Origin of the sequence: Rhodococcus sp. IEGM 1381, from assembly GCF_030056795.1 — a bacterium.
Classification (GTDB): domain Bacteria; phylum Actinomycetota; class Actinomycetes; order Mycobacteriales; family Mycobacteriaceae; genus Rhodococcoides.
On sequence record NZ_JASHKQ010000017.1, the window covers coordinates 44,433 to 62,543 of the forward strand.

Annotated in this window: 20 protein-coding genes; 8 read left to right on the top strand and 12 right to left on the bottom strand. The window is 63.7% G+C overall.

All coding sequences use genetic code 11. The annotated features are described in order from the left end of the window. Window position 1: 1 nt before the first annotated feature. From nagB to QM797_RS23020, 3 genes are read right to left on the bottom strand one after another with little or no spacing between them, the layout of a single operon-like run. Window positions 2–790 carry a glucosamine-6-phosphate deaminase gene (gene nagB / locus QM797_RS23010; RefSeq protein ID WP_283277972.1) on the bottom strand — a complete coding sequence of 263 codons (789 nt, stop codon included), beginning with the start codon at window positions 788–790 and terminating at the stop codon, window positions 2–4. After that, window positions 791–1,975, bottom strand: a complete 1,185-nt coding sequence (locus tag QM797_RS23015) for an N-acetylglucosamine-6-phosphate deacetylase (RefSeq protein ID WP_283277973.1) — start codon at window positions 1,973–1,975, stop codon at window positions 791–793. Continuing rightward, a complete protein-coding gene (locus QM797_RS23020; protein WP_052065898.1) occupies window positions 1,972–3,219 on the bottom strand; it encodes a PTS transporter subunit EIIC in 1,248 nt (415 codons plus the stop codon). Before QM797_RS23020 ends, QM797_RS23015 begins: the two co-directional genes overlap by 4 nt. 179 nt (window positions 3,220–3,398) lie before the next feature. On the opposite strand from QM797_RS23020, the gene QM797_RS23025 reads away from it, so the two are divergent. Continuing rightward, the gene (locus tag QM797_RS23025; RefSeq protein ID WP_283277974.1) at window positions 3,399–3,629 is read left to right on the top strand and encodes a PTS sugar transporter subunit IIB; all 231 of its coding nucleotides are present in this window, start codon (window positions 3,399–3,401) and stop codon (window positions 3,627–3,629) included. Further along, window positions 3,626–4,090, top strand: a complete 465-nt coding sequence (locus QM797_RS23030; protein WP_283277976.1) for a PTS sugar transporter subunit IIA — start codon at window positions 3,626–3,628, stop codon at window positions 4,088–4,090. Before QM797_RS23025 ends, QM797_RS23030 begins: the two co-directional genes overlap by 4 nt. A 2-nt stretch (window positions 4,091–4,092) precedes the next feature. Here the strand turns inward: QM797_RS23030 and QM797_RS23035 are convergent, their stop codons facing one another. Then, the gene (locus QM797_RS23035) at window positions 4,093–4,839 is read right to left on the bottom strand and encodes a GntR family transcriptional regulator (RefSeq protein ID WP_269608520.1); all 747 of its coding nucleotides are present in this window, start codon (window positions 4,837–4,839) and stop codon (window positions 4,093–4,095) included. A 179-nt stretch (window positions 4,840–5,018) separates the two neighbouring features. Here QM797_RS23035 and QM797_RS23040 point away from each other — a divergent pair, with 179 nt between their 5' ends. Next, window positions 5,019–6,236: a benzoate/H(+) symporter BenE family transporter gene (locus QM797_RS23040; protein WP_283277977.1), complete on the top strand. Its 1,218-nt coding sequence runs from the start codon at window positions 5,019–5,021 to the stop codon at window positions 6,234–6,236. Window positions 6,237–6,246: 10 nt separating this feature from the next. Next, the gene (locus QM797_RS23045; protein WP_283277978.1) at window positions 6,247–6,720 is read left to right on the top strand and encodes an acyl-CoA thioesterase; all 474 of its coding nucleotides are present in this window, start codon (window positions 6,247–6,249) and stop codon (window positions 6,718–6,720) included. Window positions 6,721–6,725: 5 nt separating this feature from the next. Here the strand turns inward: QM797_RS23045 and QM797_RS23050 are convergent, their stop codons facing one another. Further along, entirely contained in the window at window positions 6,726–7,751 is a 1,026-nt protein-coding gene (locus QM797_RS23050) for a phosphotransferase family protein (RefSeq protein WP_283277979.1), read from the bottom strand. A 104-nt stretch (window positions 7,752–7,855) separates the two neighbouring features. Beyond that, the gene (locus tag QM797_RS23055) at window positions 7,856–8,182 is read right to left on the bottom strand and encodes a hypothetical protein (RefSeq protein WP_283277980.1); all 327 of its coding nucleotides are present in this window, start codon (window positions 8,180–8,182) and stop codon (window positions 7,856–7,858) included. A gap of 581 nt (window positions 8,183–8,763) precedes the next feature. Between QM797_RS23055 and QM797_RS23060 the strand changes: the two genes are divergently transcribed. Beyond that, on the top strand, window positions 8,764–9,477 hold the full coding sequence (locus QM797_RS23060) for a hypothetical protein (protein WP_283277981.1): 714 nt from the start codon (window positions 8,764–8,766) through the stop codon (window positions 9,475–9,477). A 52-nt stretch (window positions 9,478–9,529) separates the two neighbouring features. Here QM797_RS23060 and QM797_RS23065 read toward each other — a convergent pair whose 3' ends face one another. Genes QM797_RS23065 through QM797_RS23075 form a run of 3 tightly spaced genes read right to left on the bottom strand, consistent with a single transcriptional unit; the run spans window position 9,530 to window position 12,392 of the window. Next, the gene (locus QM797_RS23065) at window positions 9,530–10,951 is read right to left on the bottom strand and encodes an NAD(P)(+) transhydrogenase (Re/Si-specific) subunit beta (protein ID WP_283277982.1); all 1,422 of its coding nucleotides are present in this window, start codon (window positions 10,949–10,951) and stop codon (window positions 9,530–9,532) included. Next, window positions 10,951–11,274: an NAD(P) transhydrogenase subunit alpha part 2 gene (locus tag QM797_RS23070; RefSeq protein WP_269608473.1), complete on the bottom strand. Its 324-nt coding sequence runs from the start codon at window positions 11,272–11,274 to the stop codon at window positions 10,951–10,953. The genes QM797_RS23065 and QM797_RS23070 overlap by 1 nt, the downstream gene beginning before the upstream one ends. Continuing rightward, window positions 11,274–12,392, bottom strand: coding sequence for a Re/Si-specific NAD(P)(+) transhydrogenase subunit alpha (locus QM797_RS23075; protein ID WP_283277983.1), 1,119 nt, complete (start codon window positions 12,390–12,392; stop codon window positions 11,274–11,276). The genes QM797_RS23070 and QM797_RS23075 overlap by 1 nt, the downstream gene beginning before the upstream one ends. 253 nt (window positions 12,393–12,645) lie before the next feature. On the opposite strand from QM797_RS23075, the gene QM797_RS23080 reads away from it, so the two are divergent. Together QM797_RS23080 and QM797_RS23085 are read left to right on the top strand one after the other, a co-directional pair. Then, window positions 12,646–13,086 (top strand): HIT family protein, encoded by a 441-nt coding sequence (locus QM797_RS23080; RefSeq protein WP_283277984.1) that lies wholly within the window; start codon window positions 12,646–12,648, stop codon window positions 13,084–13,086. Next, window positions 13,083–13,727 carry a Type 1 glutamine amidotransferase-like domain-containing protein gene (locus QM797_RS23085; RefSeq protein WP_283277985.1) on the top strand — a complete coding sequence of 215 codons (645 nt, stop codon included), beginning with the start codon at window positions 13,083–13,085 and terminating at the stop codon, window positions 13,725–13,727. Before QM797_RS23080 ends, QM797_RS23085 begins: the two co-directional genes overlap by 4 nt. A gap of 7 nt (window positions 13,728–13,734) precedes the next feature. Here QM797_RS23085 and QM797_RS23090 read toward each other — a convergent pair whose 3' ends face one another. Then, window positions 13,735–14,046, bottom strand: a complete 312-nt coding sequence (locus tag QM797_RS23090) for a hypothetical protein (protein WP_283277986.1) — start codon at window positions 14,044–14,046, stop codon at window positions 13,735–13,737. A gap of 232 nt (window positions 14,047–14,278) precedes the next feature. Here QM797_RS23090 and QM797_RS23095 point away from each other — a divergent pair, with 232 nt between their 5' ends. Then, the gene (locus QM797_RS23095) at window positions 14,279–15,661 is read left to right on the top strand and encodes an FAD-binding oxidoreductase (protein ID WP_283277987.1); all 1,383 of its coding nucleotides are present in this window, start codon (window positions 14,279–14,281) and stop codon (window positions 15,659–15,661) included. Here QM797_RS23095 and QM797_RS23100 read toward each other — a convergent pair whose 3' ends face one another. Then, window positions 15,662–16,972: an aspartate aminotransferase family protein gene (locus QM797_RS23100; protein ID WP_283277988.1), complete on the bottom strand. Its 1,311-nt coding sequence runs from the start codon at window positions 16,970–16,972 to the stop codon at window positions 15,662–15,664. Further along, window positions 16,973–18,109: an ABC transporter substrate-binding protein gene (locus QM797_RS23105; RefSeq protein WP_283277989.1), complete on the bottom strand. Its 1,137-nt coding sequence runs from the start codon at window positions 18,107–18,109 to the stop codon at window positions 16,973–16,975. Window positions 18,110–18,111: the final 2 nt, after the last annotated feature.

Below are 18,111 nucleotides of genomic sequence, written 5' to 3' on the forward strand. Positions count from 1 at the left end.
TTCACAAGTGTTGCCACCGAGGCTTGTTCGCGTAGGCGTATCGGTAGTACTCCGCGAGAGCCAGGGACGACGCCGCAGCGTCGTCCAGCAGCACGCTCACGTGCGGGTGCCATTGAATCACCGACGCCGGGCAGTGTGCCGACAACGGTCCCTCGACAGCCGCAGCCACCGCTTCTGCCTTCGACTCGCCCGTCGCGATCAAGACGAGGTGACGCGCTTCGTCGATGGTGCCGAGGCCCTGCGTCAGTACGTGATGTGGCACAGCATCGGGCGAGTCGAAGAAGCGGGCATTGTCGGTACGGGTCTGTTCGGTCAGAGTCTTCACCCGGGTCCTGGACCGCAACGAGGACCCGGGCTCGTTGAAGCCGATGTGGCCGTCCGTCCCGATTCCCAGGATCTGAACATCGATGCCGCCCGCTTCCGCAATCGCCGCGTCGTACCGCTGCGCCTCCGCTGCGATGTCGTGCGCTTCGCCGTCGGGCGAGAACACCGCGGCGTCCTCGAGATCGACGTGATCCACGAAGTTCTCGCGAATGAACGAAAAGTACGACTGCTCCGCACTTCTCGCGAGACCGATGTACTCGTCGAGCAGAAAAGCTCGACAGTGCGAGAAAGACAGCCCCTCGTCGCGATGACGTCTCGCCAATTCGCGATAGGTGCCCACCGGCGTGGATCCGGTCGCCAAACCAAGTACGGGGGTGGATTTTTGTGTTGTCCGAACTGTGCGCTCGACGATGTCCGCGGCCGTTCGATCCACCGCGTCGACCCCGTCGAGGATCACGATCTCCATCTAGCTGTCCTCCTGTATCGCGATTCCGCCCCTGATGACCTGCACCGGCTCGAATGTCGCGTCGACCACCAGCACGTCGGCTCGCATTCCCTGCTGTAGACGGCCGATATCCGAACCCAGACCGATCGTCGTCGCCGGTGTCGACGACCCCGCCCGCACTGCCTCGACCAACGGCACACCGGCGTCCTGCACGGCCCGGCGCACCAAGTCCAACACCGTCGCGGTGCCACCCGCGATCGGTGCTGTCTCGGGATCGGTGTCACGAGACAATCGCGCGACCGAGTGATGGACGGTCACGTCCAGTGGCCCGAGTCGATACCGGCCATCGGACATACCGGCGGCGGCCATCGCGTCGGACACCAACGCGATCTGCGCACCACCGACGAGATCGAACACCGCGCGTACCGTCTCGTCAGCGAGATGCACTCCGTCCCCGATCAATTCGAGCACCATGCCTCCGCGCGCAGCGGATGCCAAGCATTCGCTCACCGGCCCCGGTGCTCGGTGGTGCCAGGTCGGCATTCCGTTGAACAGGTGCGTGGCCGTGATCGGCCCGTTCCCCAGCGTGTCGATACCCCTGCGGGTGGTGAGAGCGTCGGCGTCCGTGTGCCCGATGCTCGGCACGATGCCGTTCTCTCTCAGCATCTCCGCAACCGCCGCGAACCCGTCGACCTCGGGTGCGAGAGTCATCGATCGGACCGCTCCCCTGCCCGCGCCGATGATGTCCGCCAGCAGACCCGGATCACCGCCGCGGAGCGAGCCGGGATCCTGTGCGCCGCAACGGGCGACCGACAGAAACGGACCCTCGATGTGCACCCCGGCGATGTCACCGGACTCGTACAGAGCGGCCAGCAGCGACGTCTGGCCGATCAGTCGTTCGGGCGGCGCCGACACCAGAGAGGCAAGCATCGTCGTAGTGCCGCGGGATCGGTGATGCCGCACCGCCGTCATGAGATCGGCGGCGGCGGAATCGGGGAACGACGCCCCCGCACCGCCGTGGCAATGCACATCGACCAGTCCTGGGAGAATTGTCGAATCGGATTGCGGTACAGCGTCACCGGTCCAGAGTCGAGTCGGTCCGACCCACGAGATGCGTTCTCCCGTCAGTGCAACCACGCCGTCCTCGATGACCTCCTCACTCGTGACGACCCGACCTCGCAGCGTCGTCTCGGTGGAATCGGTCATGCCTGGGTCGGTTCGGCAACCACATCGTCCTCACGGCCGGGGGTACGCAGGTTCCACTTCTTGATGACGAAGCTGAACAGGAAGTAGTAGATCACCGCATACACGAGACCGATGGGGATCAGCAGCCATGCCTTGGTGGCGATTCCGTAGTTCAGCAGGTAGTCGATCCCACCGGCGGAGAAGAAGAATCCGTCGTGTATTCCGAGGGCATTGGTCAGCGCCATCGAGGTTCCGGTCAGGACTGCGTGAATGATGTAGAGCGGCCAGGCGACGAACATGAACGAGTACTCGAGCGGCTCGGTGATCCCGGTGACGAAGGCAGTCAGGCCGGTGGACAACATGATTCCACCGACGATCTTCTTCTGCGACGGCTTGGCATTGCGGTAGATCGCGAATGCCGCAGCGGGCAGTGCGAACATCATGATCGGGAAGAATCCGGTCATGAACACTCCAGCGGAGGGGTCGCCTGCAAAGAATCGGTTGAGGTCGCCGCGCACCAGCTGGCCGCTCGCATCCTGGTAGTCGCCGACGAGGAACCAGACCACGGAATTCAAAATGTGGTGCAGTCCGGTCGGAATCAGCATGCGGTTTGCGAAACCGTAGATGCCGCTGCCCACCACGCTGTGGTCGGCAACGGTGTTGCCGACCCAGTTGAGCGCACTGTAGAAAAGCGGGTAGACGAACGACATGACAACGGCAACAACAAGACCGGTGATCGCTGTCAGGATCGGCACAAGCCGGCGGCCGCTGAAGAAGCCGAGATAATCGGGCAACTTCTGACGATAGAACCGCTGCCAGAGGATTGCCGAGAGCAGACCGATGACGATGCCCGCGAGAACGCCGTAGTCGATCACCGCCGGGTCACCGTTGGCATCGACCTTGCCGTCGAGCACCACCGGCGACATTGCCGTGAAGACACCGTTCATCACCATGTATCCGACGACCGCAGCGAGCGCTGTCGAGCCGTCCGACTTTTTGGCCCAGCCGATGGCAATACCGACAGCGAAGATGAGGGGAAGCCAGGTGAATACAGCCTGACCGGCGGCCGAGATGACGGCGGCGGCGGTCTCCAGCGCGCTGAATCTGCCCAGCAAGTCGTCTTGGCCGAGCCGCAGCAAGATTCCTGCAGCGGGCAGAACGGCGATGGGAAGCATGAGACTGCGGCCGAACCGTTGTAGCCCGGCCAATGAACGGGAGTCCTTCTTCGGCTCGGTATCGACCGAGTCCGTGTTCTTCGGGGTCATGGCGACCTTCTCTTCGAGGCTGGTCCGTCAAGGGTGGATTTTGCTGTTGTGACCGGATGCCATCAGGGGTACTGTCCGGTCATTACCAGTTGTAGTTTGACCAGGTGGCAAGCTCGTGTCAACCCAGACTTGTGATCCAACCGACAGGATTGCAGTCGAGAAGAGAGTAGGAACAGAACATGTCCAAGGCGGACGCGATCGTGAAAGGCCTCGGCGGTGCCGACAACATCGTCGAGATCGAAGCCTGCATCACTCGGCTTCGTACCGAAGTGAAGGACGGCTCGTTGGTCGACGAGGCTGCACTCAAGGCGGCCGGTGCCCACGGGGTGTTCCACAAGGGCACTGCCGTTCAGGTCATCGTCGGCCCCGAAGCGGATACGCTCGCAGACGATATCGACGACATTCTGTGAACAACGGCAACCTGATCCTCAGCCCCGTTGCCGGTCGGGTGATCTCGCTTGCCGAGGCGCCCGATCCGGTGTTCTCCGCGCAGATGGTGGGTTCCGGTGTCGCACTGCGGCCGGCCGCGAGCGACGGTCCCGTCGAGGTTCGTTCTCCGGTCGCGGGCAAGATCCTCAAGCTTCATCCGCACGCGTTCGTCGTCTTCACCGACGACAAGGCGGGCGTCCTGGTGCACATCGGTATCGACACAGTGAAGATGAGAGGTGAAGGCTTCGATCTCGTTGCGGCCGAGGGAGATCGAGTGCAGGCAGGCGATCTCGTCGTCACCTACGACCCTGCCGCGATCGCAGCAGCGGGTTACTCCGATGTCGTGCCCGTCGTCCTGATGGATTCGAAACCGGATTCGATCACGAGCGCATACATCGGCACCGAGGTGGCAACGGGTGATCCCCTGTTCGAGCTGCCCTGATCTCACCGACGCGGCGTGGTGCGTCGCCGCCCTTCCACCTCCATCGACAGCTGGTATCGATCGCATCGGTACCAGCTCTCCGTGTGTTCGAGGGGCTCGTCACCGCTGAAGGAGACTCGGTCGAAGTACAGCACCGGCGCACCACGCTTGGTGCCCAGCAGGGTCGCCGTATCACTGTCGGCCGCGGTCGCTTTGACGGTCTGTTCGGCCCGGTCGATGGTCAAGCCGTAGTGGGTGTGCACGGCCTCGTACACGGACCTGCTCAGATCGTGTTCGATCAGACCGGGAAGCAGCGCCGCACGAAACCACCCGTCGTCGACGCTCACCGGCTCCGCGTCGGCCAATCGTAGACGCTTGACGTGGTAGGTCTGCTCCCCGTCGGCCAGGCCGAGGGCACGAACGGTTGCCGCCGAAGGGTTTTCGAGCCGTGCAAAGAGCACCACGGTCGTAGGTGTCAGGCCCTGCGCGCGCATCTCCTCCGAGAACGACGCCAGATGCAGACGAGATTGCACGGTCCGGCTGGCCACGAACGTGCCTTTGCCGCGCACGCGCACCAGATGCCCGTCGTTGACGAGTTGCCCGATCGCTTCCCTGACGGTGATGCGGCTGACGCCGTAGTCCTCCATCAGCTTGCGCTCGCTCGGCATCAAATCGCCCGGCTGGAGCTCCTTGGTGCAGCGGTGCAACAGAATCGCGCGCAATTGTTCGTGTTTCGGGACCTGACTGTCCCTCAGATGTACAGGCATCACCACTGCGCCGGCCTTTCGGTCAATCGCCCAACCAGCGGTACGGACTGGTCCGGTCCAACCGAAGACTACGCGACGTCGGCACCACCTCGACAGCATTCCGCTACCCGAGGAACATCGCGGCCGTCGTCCACTGGGAAAAGATGCGACAGACCGCGACCCACCGTGCATGATCGACACTCGTGACCGCTGCCGATTCCGCCTATGGACCGATTCCACTCTCGACTCCCATCAGCGCTGGAATCGTGGCCGCGTTGGTGGGTTTCACGAGTTCGTTCGCCGTCGTGCTGACCGGGCTGCGCGCGGTCGGTGCCAGCCCGGCAGAGGCGGCATCAGGATTGTCGGCGTTGTGCGTGACGCAGGCATTGGGCATGATGTGGCTGGCCCGCCGATACCGACAGCCCATCACCTTGGCGTGGTCGACGCCGGGCGCGGCGCTGCTGGCCGGAACCGGCGTGGTGGCGGGAGGGTGGCCCGCCGCCGTGGGCGCGTTCGTCACGGTCGGCGTTCTGATCGTCCTGACGGGCCTGTGGCCCAGACTGGGCGCGCTGGTCTCGAGAATTCCGGTGCCTCTTGCGCAGGCAATGTTGGCCGGGGTTCTTCTACCCCTGTGCTCGGCACCGGTGGCTGCATTCGCCGACTCCCCCGCGCTGATAGCGCCGGTGGCGGTCGTCTGGCTCGTCGTTCTCCGTTTCAGCACCCGCTGGGCAGTGCCCGCAGCGTTCGTTGCCGCGGCTGCTGTCATCGCTGCGGACTTGATCGGCAGCGGCACCTCGATCGCAACGTCCGATCTCGTTCCCGGAATCGACTGGACGGTGCCGCACTGGAGCTGGCAGGCCACGATAGGGATCGCGGTGCCGCTGTACATCGTCACGATGGCGTCGCAGAACATTCCCGGTACCACTGTCATGGCGTCGTTCGGATTCCGAATCCCGTGGCGCGCGTCGATGACGGTCACCGGAACCGGCACCGTCCTGGGTGCATTCGCCGGCGGTCACACGATCAATCTCGCCGCGATCAGTGCGGCGCTGTCGGCCAATCCCGGCGCACATCCGGATCCGAAGCGGCGATGGATCGCGGCGTTCTCCGCCGGTTGCTCGTATCTGGTGCTCGCGCTGTTGGCCACGGCTCTGGCGACGCTGGTGGCCGCAGCACCTGCCGGTGTGGTGGAAACCGTTGCCGGACTTGCCCTGCTGGGTACCCTCGCCGCGTCGTTGTTCGGAGCACTCGAACACGCGTCGGACAGGGAAGCGACCGTTCTGACGTTCCTCGTCGCCGCATCGGGCCTGACGTTCGGCGGAATCGGATCGGCGTTCTGGGCATTGGTCGTCGGACTCGTCGTGCGGGCGATCCTGCGGCGGCGGTCCCCGCTCGCTACCGCGCCCGAGGAGACTGGCTAGTGTCTCGTTCATGGCGGATCAGGTGAACGAAAACGCGGAGTTGTCTCGTGCGTCGGATTTTCCGGCATTGTGGCCGGTGCCGACGCGGTGGGACGACAACGACCATTACGGCCACGTCAACAACGTCACCTACTACGCGTATTTCGATACCGCCGTCAACGGTTGGTTGATGCAGACGACGGGTGTGGACATCCGAGAACTCCCGGCGATCGGCGTGGTGGCGGAAACGTCGTGTCGTTACCTGTCCGAGTTGAGTTTTCCGGATCGCCTCCAGGTCGGCCTGGCCGTCGAGAAGTTGGGTACCCGCAGCATCGTGTACTCGCTCGCGCTGTTCCGCGAAGCCGAAGACGATGAGCTGGAACTGGCAGCCCGGGGTCGTTTCGTGCACGTCTACGTCGACGGCGTCACGCGTAGACCTGTCGCGATCCCACCCGAGATCGAAAGCGCAGCACGCACTCTGGTGATCGGAACCTCGGCGAGCTGACGGTTCTACAGGCCGATGTCCTCGGCGGTGTTCACCGCACGGCTGACGATGTCGTCGATGAGAGTCGTGGTGGGCCCGCCCGCGATCGCTCTGTTTCGTGAGTCCGCCTCCATTCGGCGCATGACGCCTTCGGCGATGATCGCGAGCTTCCACAGCGCCAACACCTGCCAGAATCCGACGTCGGAGACATCGCGCCCCGTGTGCTGAGCGTACGACTCGACGAGCTCGGTCCTGGTGGGGAATCCGGGCAACGTCGACGCCATGAACGGGCCCGCGACCCCGTCGTCGGCTTGTGGCCAGTAGGCCAGCAGTCCGCCGAGGTCTGCCAGCGGATCCCCGAGTGTGCACAGCTCCCAGTCGACGACCGCGGCGACCCGACCGTCGTCGCGGGCGGTGATGACGTTGCTGAGGTGGAAATCTCCGTGCACCAACGCCACTTCGTGCTGCTGCGGAATGCCCGCTGCGAGTCGGGCTGCGAGAGAATCGATGCCAGGTACGTCCCTGGTGCGGGAGGACTCCCATTGCTTGGTCCATCGGGCGAGTTGACGAGCGGCGTAGGGCTTGTGGCTTGCCAGGTCAGCCAGACCGGACGACTCGAGATCGACGCGGTGAATGTCGGCGAGCGCTCCGGTCAGACCGAGCCCGACTCGGCGACGGTGGTCGATGTCGAGTTGCTCGGCCACCCCGACCGAATCGACCACGACACCGTCCACGAAACTCATCAGCACCAGAGGAACGTCGGAGATCGACGAATCCTCGGTGAGCGCAATCATTTTCGGAACCGGCACTGCAGTGTTCTGCAACCCCGAGAGAATTCGATGTTCGCGCACCACATCGTGCGCCGAGGCCAGCAGGTGTCCGAGCGGTGGCCGGCGAAGAACCCAGGCGGACCCTCCCGCGTCACGCACCTCGTACGTGAGATTGGACTGCCCGTTTCCGATTCGACGATAGGTCAGCGGGGACGTCGCGCCGATTCCCAATCCTGCGATCCAGGTCGACACCGCATCTTCGTCCAAACCCACTGCGCCCATCCAGTGCCCTCATTTCGCTGCGCGACGAAAGATCGTCGACTGCCGTCATCCAATCGGATGATCGTAGCGAAGCGCAGCCCTTTCGAGGGCCGAGACACCGAGAGTCAGCTGGCGCGTTCGAAGGCCGAGATCAGCGCCGGAGTAGCGATCGCTGCCGCAGGCACCGACGCACCGTGACGCCTGACGGCAATCTCGTCCACTTCACCGACGAGCAAAGCAACCAGTGCGTCCGGCTCCGCGTTCCAGACCGAGGAAATGTTGTGCACCTCGGCCGGGGCGAAGAGCCCGCTGGTGGCCAACGCATGGACCCACTCGGTCACGGCGTCAGCGGTAGGCTGGGGCATGACGGACCGATCGAGAGAGTTCGCTTGGAACTCGTTGCAAAAGAACGCGCGGACCATATCGAGCTGTCCCTGAGACATTGCGGTCATGTTCTTCTCCTTCGAGTTTTCGGCGTCCGATACGTAGCGATACCCGCCTACAACGGGTACCGAGGACCGTGTTCAGATCGTTATCAACTTTCCCGTAACGGCGGAATACGGTTTTCCGATGCGGCTGAAACTACGCCCTTTTGGTCGGTCTCGCCCCGAGTGAGCCGGACTATGTGACTATCGTCACACAGGTAGACCCATCCAATCAACGTCTTGCAACGAAGTCATAGTTCGCATTACGAATTACTGTGACCGGGGACAATGGACGGAACTATGCCCAGGTAAACGGCCCGATGTGGCACCGAGCGCCAACGTCGACTGCCGAGAAACGGACGCCCGCTTACGGCGAGGCTCGAGCCGATTTCAGGCCTGAATACTGTTACAGGTGGCGAAAACATTCTTTCCACCCGTATCGAGGCCGTTCTACGTACCTACATCGGGTTCGAGCGAGGCTGTCCTCGACATGAGCCCAACTTCGTGCCGTGGAGTGGTGCTGTAATCGAATTGTTACCGAGTAACCATCAGGGCGTTCTCGAGTTCCTCACACTCGGCGTTCAGGCTGATCGGGCACTGTGGCTGTCATGTCACCGTCGAGCCTCGAGAGCGGACCGATCCGATCATCCCGTCCAACCGAAAGCACCGCAGCACTCGGCGGTATCTCGGCACGTCCGCGCCGACGAGCAATCGCCACCCGAGCGGCAGTGTCGGGCTTCTCCGCAAGCGCACTACTGGTGCTCCTGATCTCGACACCGCAGCTGGCATCGCCTGCGTCTGCGGATGCGACACCGGTCGCCACACTGGCCACCGCCGCGCTCGATGCGATCGACGTGACCGCGGTGTTGATTGCCGTCGCCGTCCTCGCCGCGGTCGCACTACTACGGAAGCTGCCGTACGGAATCGGAGTGGTGATCGCCTGCACCATCGGAGCTCTGGTGACCGGCGAGCTCGCTCGCGAATTCGCCGGATCGTCCATCTCGTCCACCGGGCTTCCCTACGGCCAGCTCGTCGCGACGGCAGGACTGCTCGGTGCCGCATCCATGGTCGCTTCCACAGCGTGGCGATCCGTGGTCCTCGGTCTGGGTACCGCGGCAACACTTGCGGTGGCAGCGGCGGCCCTGATCACCGCAGCTGCATCGATCGTCGGGATCGCGAGCGCACTTCTGGTCGTCTTCGTGTGGTGGCCTGCCTGCTCGATCGTCATGCTCTACTCCCCCGATGCCGCTGCCCGCGAAGCGCGCAACCCGTTGGATACCGCAGCGCTGGCCGTCCAACGCAAGGTGGGACGCTTCCGTTGACATCGAGAACTGATGCCGGAAGCGTCCCACCTGGTCGGAGCGGAGGTCGTGGCTAGAGAGCCTTGAGCTCCTCGGTCACCTCGGAGACCGACTTCTTCGCGTCACCGAACAACATCGACGTGCCCTCGGCGAAGAACAGAGGGTTCTCGATGCCCGCGAATCCCGACGACATCGATCGCTTGAGAACGATGACCGACTTCGACTGATCGACGTTCAGAATCGGCATCCCGTGAATCGGGCTCGACGGGTCGTTGCGCGCCGCGGGGTTGGTCACGTCGTTCGCGCCGATGACCAACGTGACGTCGGTACGGGAGAACTCGTCGTTGATGTCGTCCATTTCCTTCATCGCGTCGTACGCGACGTCGGCCTCGGCGAGCAACACGTTCATATGCCCCGGCATACGACCGGCGACGGGGTGAATGGCGTACTTGACCTCGACGCCCTTCGACTCGAGCAGCTTGGCCATGTCTTTGACCGCGTGCTGCGCCTGCGCAACCGCCAGCCCGTATCCGGGCACGACGATGACCTGGTTGGCGTAGGCCATCTGGATCGCCGCGTCGGCTGCGGACGTTGCTTTGACCGTTCCGCCGCTTGCACCGGCCGGACCGGCAGCAGCATCGCCGCCGCCGAATCCACCGGCGACGATCGCCGGGATGGAACGGTTCATCGCCTTGGCCATGAGGTTGGTCAGAATCGTGCCGGACGCACCGACGATCATGCCCGCGACGATCATTGCCGTGTTGTTCAGCGCCAGACCGGCGGCCGCTGCCGACAAGCCCGTCAGAGCGTTGAGCAGCGAGATGACCACCGGCATGTCCGCGCCGCCGATCGGCAGCACCACTGTGAGCCCGAGAATGCCCGCGAGTACCAGAACCGCGACGATCCACCACTGGGATACTCCGCCACCCGGAGTGGCGTTGATGCCGATGACCACCGCAGCGGCGACGGCGCCGATGAGCAGCAGGGCATTGAGCGGCTGCTGCAACTTGCCGATGGTGATGGGCGAGCCCGGCAGAGTTTCCTGCAGCTTGAGGAAGGCGATGAGCGATCCCCAGAACGAGATCGAACCGATGATCGCCGCGAACAGCGAGCCGATGACGATGTGCACCGTCGGCGATTCACCGTGGTTGAAGCTCGAGAACCCTGACGTGTCGAGGAACTCGGCCCACGCGATCAATGCGACCGTGCCACCGCCGACTCCGTTGAACAGCGCCACGAGCTGCGGCATCGCGGTCATCTTCACCCGGCGTGCAGGCGGGATTCCGAGCGCGACGCCGACGACGAGTCCGACGATGATCAGGATCCAGTTCTCGGTGTCGCGGATCGAGATCAACGTTGCCACGACGGCGATGAACATGCCGACCGCAGCGATCTGGTTGCCGCGCACAGCGGTCTTAGGACCGGTCAGCCCCATCAGCCCGTAGATGAACATGCCGAAGGCGACGATGTAGAGAATGTTGACGAGATTGTCCATCAGGAGTCAGCCCCCTTCTCGATCTTGGCGGGGACGGGCTTGGACTTGAACATCGACAACATGCGATCGGTGACGACGAACCCACCGATGACGTTGACGGTTCCGAAGACCAACGCGACGAACAAGATGACCTGCAAGCCGATCGAGGGGTCCTCGACCTTGCCGAGCACGACGAGGGCGCCGAGCACGACGATGCCGTGGATGGCGTTGGTTCCCGACATCAGTGGGGTGTGCAAGGTGTTGGGCACCTTGGAGATCACTGCGAAGCCGACGAACCCGGAGAGCACCAGGATCGCGATGTTCGCGAGCAGCGGGGTGTACATCAGTTCTCCTTCTCACGTGTCACGCAGGCACCGGCAAGGACCTCGTCCGAGAAATCGGGGGCGAGTTTGCCGTCGACCAACATGAGTTCGAGCAATGCCGAGATGTTCTTCGAGTACAGCTCGCTGGCGTGCTCGGGCATCGAGGCCGGGAGGTTCAACGGGGAGCAGATGGTGACGTCGTGCTTGACGACCGTCTGGCCGGGCTCCGTGAGTTCACAGTTTCCGCCCGTCTCGCCTGCCAGGTCGACGACGACGCTGCCGGGCTTCATTCCCTCGACGGCCGCGGCCGTGACCAGCCTCGGCGCAGGGCGGCCGGGCACCAGTGCGGTGGTGATGACCACGTCGAAGCCTTTGATGGCTTCTTCGAGCGCCTTCTGCTGTTGGACACGTTCGTCTTCGGTCAGCTCACGTGCGTATCCACCCTCACCGGCTGCATCGATTCCCAGATCGAGCCACTGTGCGCCGACGGATCGAACCTGATCTGCCACCTCCGGCCGCACGTCGTACCCGGTGGGTCGGCCGCCGAGACGTTTGGCGGTAGCCAACGCTTGCAGACCCGCCACCCCGACTCCGAGTACCAGCACGGTCGCGGGCTTGACGGTGCCTGCGGCAGTGGTCAACATCGGGAAGAATCTGGTCGATTCCGAGGCAGCCAACAGCACGGACTTGTAGCCGGCAACGTTGGCCTGCGAGGACAGCGCGTCCATCACCTGGGCGCGCGAGATACGGGGAATCGCTTCCACGGCGAAGGCCTGGACTCCTGCCGCCTTCAATGCGCCGATGCTGTTCTCCGCGTTGCGCGGTGCGAGAAATCCGATGAGCGTCGAACCCGACGTCAGCTTGGCGATCTCGGACTCGGACGGCGGCGCGACCTTGACCACGACATCCGCCGACCATGGATCACCGATCGTCGCTCCAGCGGCAACGTACAGCTCGTCCGGAATCAGAGCGCCGAGTCCGGCACCCGATTCCACGACGATCTCGACGCCCTTGCCCGTCAGGGAGGCAACGATCTTGGGCACCAGAGCAACACGACGCTCGCCCTCCCCCGATTCCCGAACCACACCGACGACCGTCGTGGATCCCGAACCCTTCTCAGTGCTCTGCGATGTATCCAAATCTCCGTCTTCCTGCGTTGAATGGTGTCCACATGTCGGCCAACGGCCCCGAACTTGCGACGAGTGGACGAACCCATGCGACAAGGCACAAGGTCCCTGATAGTAGCCAGAGGAAACAGACCGCGGGTAACTCGGAATACTGTCCGATTCGTTCTGAATCGAGTCCGTTCGGCATTCCCCGACTACGGGACGCGCATTTGTGGTGCACGTCACACAGGCCTATCGCTGATGATCGGACCCTACAGTGACACCCGTGGAATCTTGCATCTTCTGTGCGATCGTCGCCGGCGACGCCCCCGCCCATCGAGTGTTCGAGAACGACCACACCGTCGCCTTTCTCGACATTCGGCCGATCAGTCGCGGACACCTTCTCGTCGTTCCGCGCGAGCACGCCACCGACCTGAACTCGAGCCATCCGGACGCGGCTGCCGAGGTGTTTCGCGTCGGGCACGCCCTGTCGCGCGCGGTGCGGCACTCGGACCTGCGCGCCGACGGAGCCAACCTCGTCATCAACGACGGCAAGGCTGCATTTCAGACGGTTTTTCACCTCCATCTCCACGTGGTGCCGCGGTGGCACCGTGATCGGCTGCGGTTCGCGGCCGGATTCGTGACGCGTCGCCTGCGCGAGCCCGATCGTGTCGCGGACGCCGTCCGCGTCGGGCTGACTCGGCTGAACGGAGAACCGACGGCGTGAAACTGTTCCTGTCGTCGTACCGATTCGGCGGCCACTCCGACGCCTTCGTCCAACTCACCGGGCCGCCCTCCGATCTCGCCGTCATTGCGAACGCGTCGGACGCGTGGCCCGCCGCGGCACGCGATTCCTCGCTTCGCAGCGAGTTCGGCCCGCTGCGCGCTCTCGGGTATCGACCGGCAGAGGTGGATCTACGCGAATACGCGGGTCGGCCGGCGGCGTTCGAGCGTGCCCTCGAAGGATTCGGTGCGGTGTGGGTGCGCGGCGGCAACACGTTCGTCCTGCGCGCCCAGCTCGCCCGCTCGGGCGCAGACAAAATTCTGATCGAGCGTGTTCGAGGGAACTCCATCGCCTACGGCGGTTACAGCGCGGGTGCGTGTGTGGCGGCTCCGTCACTGATCGGAGTCGAGGACGCGGACGACCCCGGCGAGGTTCGACCCGCCACCGGCATCGACACGCTATGGGACGGGCTGAATCTGGTGGACTTCTCGATCGTCCCCCACCTGAATTCCGTTCTGGATAACAACGATTCGGGATGGGCTACTCTGCAACGCTTACGCCGCGATGGCGTTGACTGTCACGGTTTGACCGACGAACAGGCCATCGTTGTCGATGTTTCGGGGACTCGGATTCTGGGTGGTTGAACGCCGATCAACCCAGGCGGGCCAGTGGAGCCAGCCGATCGAGTGACGACCACGCCAGGGAGCATCGCCGTGCGGTCATCTCGTCCGCGTCGAGGACGAGCATGTCGAACAACTGGCGCGGTGCCGCTCGCCACGAGTCCGCAATGTGCGACACGGTGGCTTTCTCGAACAGCCCGGACTGTGTCAAGGCCTGAACCCACTCGTCGATCTCACCTCGATGGATCCGCTCGATGGTGTCGTATTCGACTCCGCCGCCGAGAAATTCGTACGAGAACATCGCCGCCACGTAGCTCCAGGAGTCACTTCCGGGATCGATCATGGTGCAGCCTCCTTGTCGACTCGCGTCACATGGGGCGCGAGGTTCGCTGCGCTGGACGCTAGCGTGGCGAACTACAAGATTGCGTGTCGACGACGCATCGATCTGGTAACGCCTGAGGCTGGTGTTACTGATGTGACTCGATACGCGCGAAGGCATCCCTCGTCCGCATCTCACCCGAGGTCGTGACAGACTCGAGTGGCGACGGTCACATTTTCGACGTGAGGAGAACCGGATGTCGGTGACGACGGAAGCAGATGCCCGCCTGACCGAACTCGAATCGCTGCTTCCTGCCGGTGCTGTGGTCACGGACCCGGATATCACCGAGGGATACCGACGCGATTGGGCCAAGGACCCCAATGCAGGTACCCCACTGGCAGTGGTCCGCGCACAGTCGACCGAGGACGTTCGGGCCGTCATGCGCTGGGCCACCGAACACAACGTGGCGGTTGTTCCTCGCGGTGCCGGTTCGGGCTTGTCGGGCGGTGCCACCGCTGTCGACGGCGGAATCGTTCTCACCACGGAGTTGATGCGCGAGATCACCGTCGATCCGGTGACCCGCATCGCCGTCGTACAACCCGGGCTGCTCAACGCCGAAGTCAAGAAGGCAGTCGCCGAGCACGGCCTGTGGTACCCGCCGGATCCGTCGTCGTTCGAGATGTGTTCCATCGGCGGCAATGCGGCCACCAACGCCGGCGGACTGTGCTGCGTGAAGTACGGCGTCACCACCGATTACGTTCTCGGACTCGAGGTCGTCCTCGCCGATGGGACTGCCGTCCGACTCGGCGGACCACGCCTGAAAGATGTTGCGGGACTGTCCCTTGCGAAGCTCTTCGTCGGATCCGAGGGCACCCTGGGCATCATCACCGAGATCACTCTTCGATTGATCCCGGCGCAACCTCCGGCCAGCACCGTGGTCGCATCGTTCGCGTCCGTGCACGATGCGACGACTGCCATTCTGGCCATCACCCGTACCTTGCGGCCGTCGATGCTCGAGTTCATGGACCGCGCGTCCATCTGTGCCGTCGAGGACGCCATGAAGATGGGACTCGACCGCGAGGCCGCGGCGATGCTCATCGCTCGGTCCGACTCCCCCGGTGCCGATCGGGGGCGCGAAACAGAGATCATGGCAGCCGCGTGCGCCGAGGCCGGTGCCTCGGACGTATTCACCACCGACGACCCCGACGAGGGTGAGGCCTTCGCTGCCGCACGGCGGTTCGCCATTCCCGCGGTCGAACGACTCGGCAGCCTGCTGCTCGAGGACGTCGGTGTTCCGCTGCCTGCCCTCCCGGCCCTCGTCGATGGAATCGCCGAGCTGTCCGCGAAGTACGACGTACTGGTCGCCGTCATCGCTCACGCCGGCGATGGCAACACTCACCCACTGATCGTGTTCGACCCCGAGGACGCCGATATGACCCGCCGAGCCAACGTCGCCTTCGGAGCGATCATGGATCTGGCAATTTCGTTGGGCGGCACCATCACCGGCGAACACGGCGTCGGTCGACTCAAGAAGGCGTGGCTACCCGATCAAGTCGGAGAAGACGTCATGGAACTCACCCGCCGCATCAAGACTGCCCTCGATCCGGCGGGCATCCTCAACCCGGGTGCTGTGCTCTGATCACCCGTCCACGGTGAACCCGTCTGCCACCGTCAGAACCTCGTCGAGGATTTCCAGTCCCTGACGAATCTCGTCCTCGGACGTCGTCAGCGGCGGCGCGATCTGTAGTCGGTTGCCTGCAACGAACGGCCACAGACCGCGTGACTTCGCCGCCGCGGTCAAGGTGCCCATTGCCGCCGCATCCTTGCCCGACGCGGCAAAGGGCACCAGCGGCTCTCGGGTCGTGCCATCTTTGACCAGTTCGACGGCCCAGAAGAATCCCTTGCCGCGCACCTCGCCCACGCTGGGATGAGACTCGGCCAGCTTGCACAGGCCCGCACCGAGTACGTCCTCGCCGACATGACGCACGTGCGGAAGGATTTTGTCTCGCTCGAACACTCCGATGGACGCCACGCCCGCGGCGCACCCGAGCACGTGGCCGGAGTAGGTCAACCCGCCCGGATAGGCTTTGTGGTCGAACTGCGAGGCGATCTTCTCCGAGATCACGACCCCGCCGAGGGGTACGTATCCGGAGTTGACGCCCTTGGCGAACGTGATCAGATCCGGTGTCACATCCCAGGCCTGACATGCGAACCATTCGCCGATCCGCCCGAACCCGACCATCACTTCGTCGGCGATGTCCACGATTCCGTACTTGTCGCACAACGCGCGAACCCCGGCGAGGTATCCGGGCGGCGGAATCAACACACCGTTGGTACCGATGACCGATTCGAGGATCAGTCCGGCGATGTTCTGCGCACCCTCGAGCACGATGACCTGTTCGAGATGCGCCAGCGCTGCGGCCGTCTCGTCCTCGGGAGTCGTTGTGCCCCAGGGTGACCGATACGGATAAGGTCCGAAAAACCGTACGACGTCCACATTGGTCGGTTCGGTGCCCCATCGCCGCGGCTCACCGGTGAGACCGATCGCAACTCCGGTTCCGCCGTGGTAGGAGCGATACGCGGCAAGCATCTTCGTACGCCCGGTGTGCTGCCGCGCCAGCCGCACCGCATGCTCGACGGCTTCTGCGCCTCCGGTCGTGAAGAACACCCGGTTCAGATCACCCGGGGCGCGTTCGGCTATCAACGCGGCGAGTTCACTGCGCTTGTTGTTGGCCACGGTCGGAGAAATAGTCGTCAGCACCTGGGCCTGTTCGACGATGGCGGCCACCACGTCGGGGTGTTGATGTCCGAGATTGACGTTGACCAATTGGGAAGAGAAGTCCAGGTATCGGTTGCCCTTGTCGTCCCAGAACCACGACCCCTCGGCACCCTCGACGGTGATCGGGTTCAGTTCGGCCTGCGCCGACCAGGAGTAGAACACGTGATCCATCTACTTGCCGCCTTCCTCCAGTGTGACCTCCATCGGAGCGTACGACTCTCCGGTGACGTCCACACCGTCGGCCTTCAACAAATCCAATGCCTTGCCGACGTACTCGTTGGTGTAGGCCTCGGCATCGGGATAAGCGGTGAGCACCGTCGAGCCCTCTGCGTTCTTCGTGGTTTTCGCGATGTCCACGGTTTGCTGCCAGGCGGCCTCGTCGATCATCCCGATGCCTTCGCCCGACGGCCAGATCAACTTGTTGACTTCGTTGACCTGCCAGAGCTGATGGCTCGCGCCGAGCGTAGACCCCGCAGCGACGGTGATGTCGCGGCACTTCTCGACGTTGTCTCGGCAGAAGATCCAGCCCTTCAGCGAGGCCGCCAGGAATTTGACGGTCTGATCCTGGTAGGCCTCGTCGGAGAGCTTGTCCGTGTTGGCCCAGATCGCGTCCTGCAACATGGCAACCCCGTCGTCGTTCCAGTTCAGCGAACTGAAGTCGTCCGCCGTGTACAGCGAGCCGGTCGCAGGGTTCACAGTCTCGAGCAGCTGTGCGTACTCGTTGTACGACATAGCCTGTGCAGCAGCGATATCGCCGGACAGCAGGCCGTTCATGTCGAACTGCTGCTGCACCAACGTGACGTCGGATGGACTCACCCCGGCTTGGGTCATACCGGCGAACAACTCGAATTCGTTGCCGTAGCCCCAGTTTCCGACGGTCTTGCCACGAAGGTCGGCGGGTGAGGCGATGTTCTGATCCTTGAACGAGACCTGCAACGTGCCGGATTTCTGGTAGATCTGAGCGACGTCGGTGATGCCCGCCCCGGCCTCGCGGGAGGCGAGCGCTTTCGGCACCCACGCGACGGCATAATCGGCCTGTCCCTGCGCCAGCACGGTCTGCGGAACGATATCCGTTCCGCCGTCCAATATTTCGACGTTCAGTCCCTGCTCGGCGTAGAAGCCCTGGTCGACGGCCGCCAGATAGCCCGCGAACTGGCCCTGCTTGAACCACTGCAATTGCAGCTTGATCGTGGTGTTCCCGTCGGCACCGGTATCGGTTTCGGTCGTGGTGGTGCTGCAGGCCGAGGCGACTACCGCCAGTGCCATGGCGACGGCCAGCAGGCGTCGGGGGGTTCGAGTGATCTTCACGT

Excerpts from the sequence above, each read along its gene's own strand:
- QM797_RS23020 (WP_052065898.1), bottom strand. The coding sequence starts at position 3,219 with ATGACCCCGAAGAACACGGACTCGGTCGATACCGAGCCGAAGAAGGAC.
- QM797_RS23045 (WP_283277978.1), top strand. The coding sequence starts at position 6,247 with ATGGCGGATCAGGTGAACGAAAACGCGGAGTTGTCTCGTGCGTCGGAT.
- QM797_RS23055 (WP_283277980.1), bottom strand. The coding sequence starts at position 8,182 with ATGACCGCAATGTCTCAGGGACAGCTCGATATGGTCCGCGCGTTCTTT.
- QM797_RS23100 (WP_283277988.1), bottom strand. The coding sequence starts at position 16,972 with ATGGATCACGTGTTCTACTCCTGGTCGGCGCAGGCCGAACTGAACCCG.
- nagB (WP_283277972.1), bottom strand. The coding sequence starts at position 790 with ATGGAGATCGTGATCCTCGACGGGGTCGACGCGGTGGATCGAACGGCC.
- QM797_RS23095 (WP_283277987.1), top strand. The coding sequence starts at position 14,279 with ATGTCGGTGACGACGGAAGCAGATGCCCGCCTGACCGAACTCGAATCG.
- QM797_RS23050 (WP_283277979.1), bottom strand. The coding sequence starts at position 7,751 with ATGGGCGCAGTGGGTTTGGACGAAGATGCGGTGTCGACCTGGATCGCA.
- QM797_RS23015 (WP_283277973.1), bottom strand. The coding sequence starts at position 1,975 with ATGACCGATTCCACCGAGACGACGCTGCGAGGTCGGGTCGTCACGAGT.
- QM797_RS23090 (WP_283277986.1), bottom strand. The coding sequence starts at position 14,046 with ATGATCGATCCCGGAAGTGACTCCTGGAGCTACGTGGCGGCGATGTTC.
- QM797_RS23025 (WP_283277974.1), top strand. The coding sequence starts at position 3,399 with ATGTCCAAGGCGGACGCGATCGTGAAAGGCCTCGGCGGTGCCGACAAC.
- QM797_RS23065 (WP_283277982.1), bottom strand. The coding sequence starts at position 10,951 with ATGGACAATCTCGTCAACATTCTCTACATCGTCGCCTTCGGCATGTTC.
- QM797_RS23060 (WP_283277981.1), top strand. The coding sequence starts at position 8,764 with ATGTCACCGTCGAGCCTCGAGAGCGGACCGATCCGATCATCCCGTCCA.
- QM797_RS23070 (WP_269608473.1), bottom strand. The coding sequence starts at position 11,274 with ATGTACACCCCGCTGCTCGCGAACATCGCGATCCTGGTGCTCTCCGGG.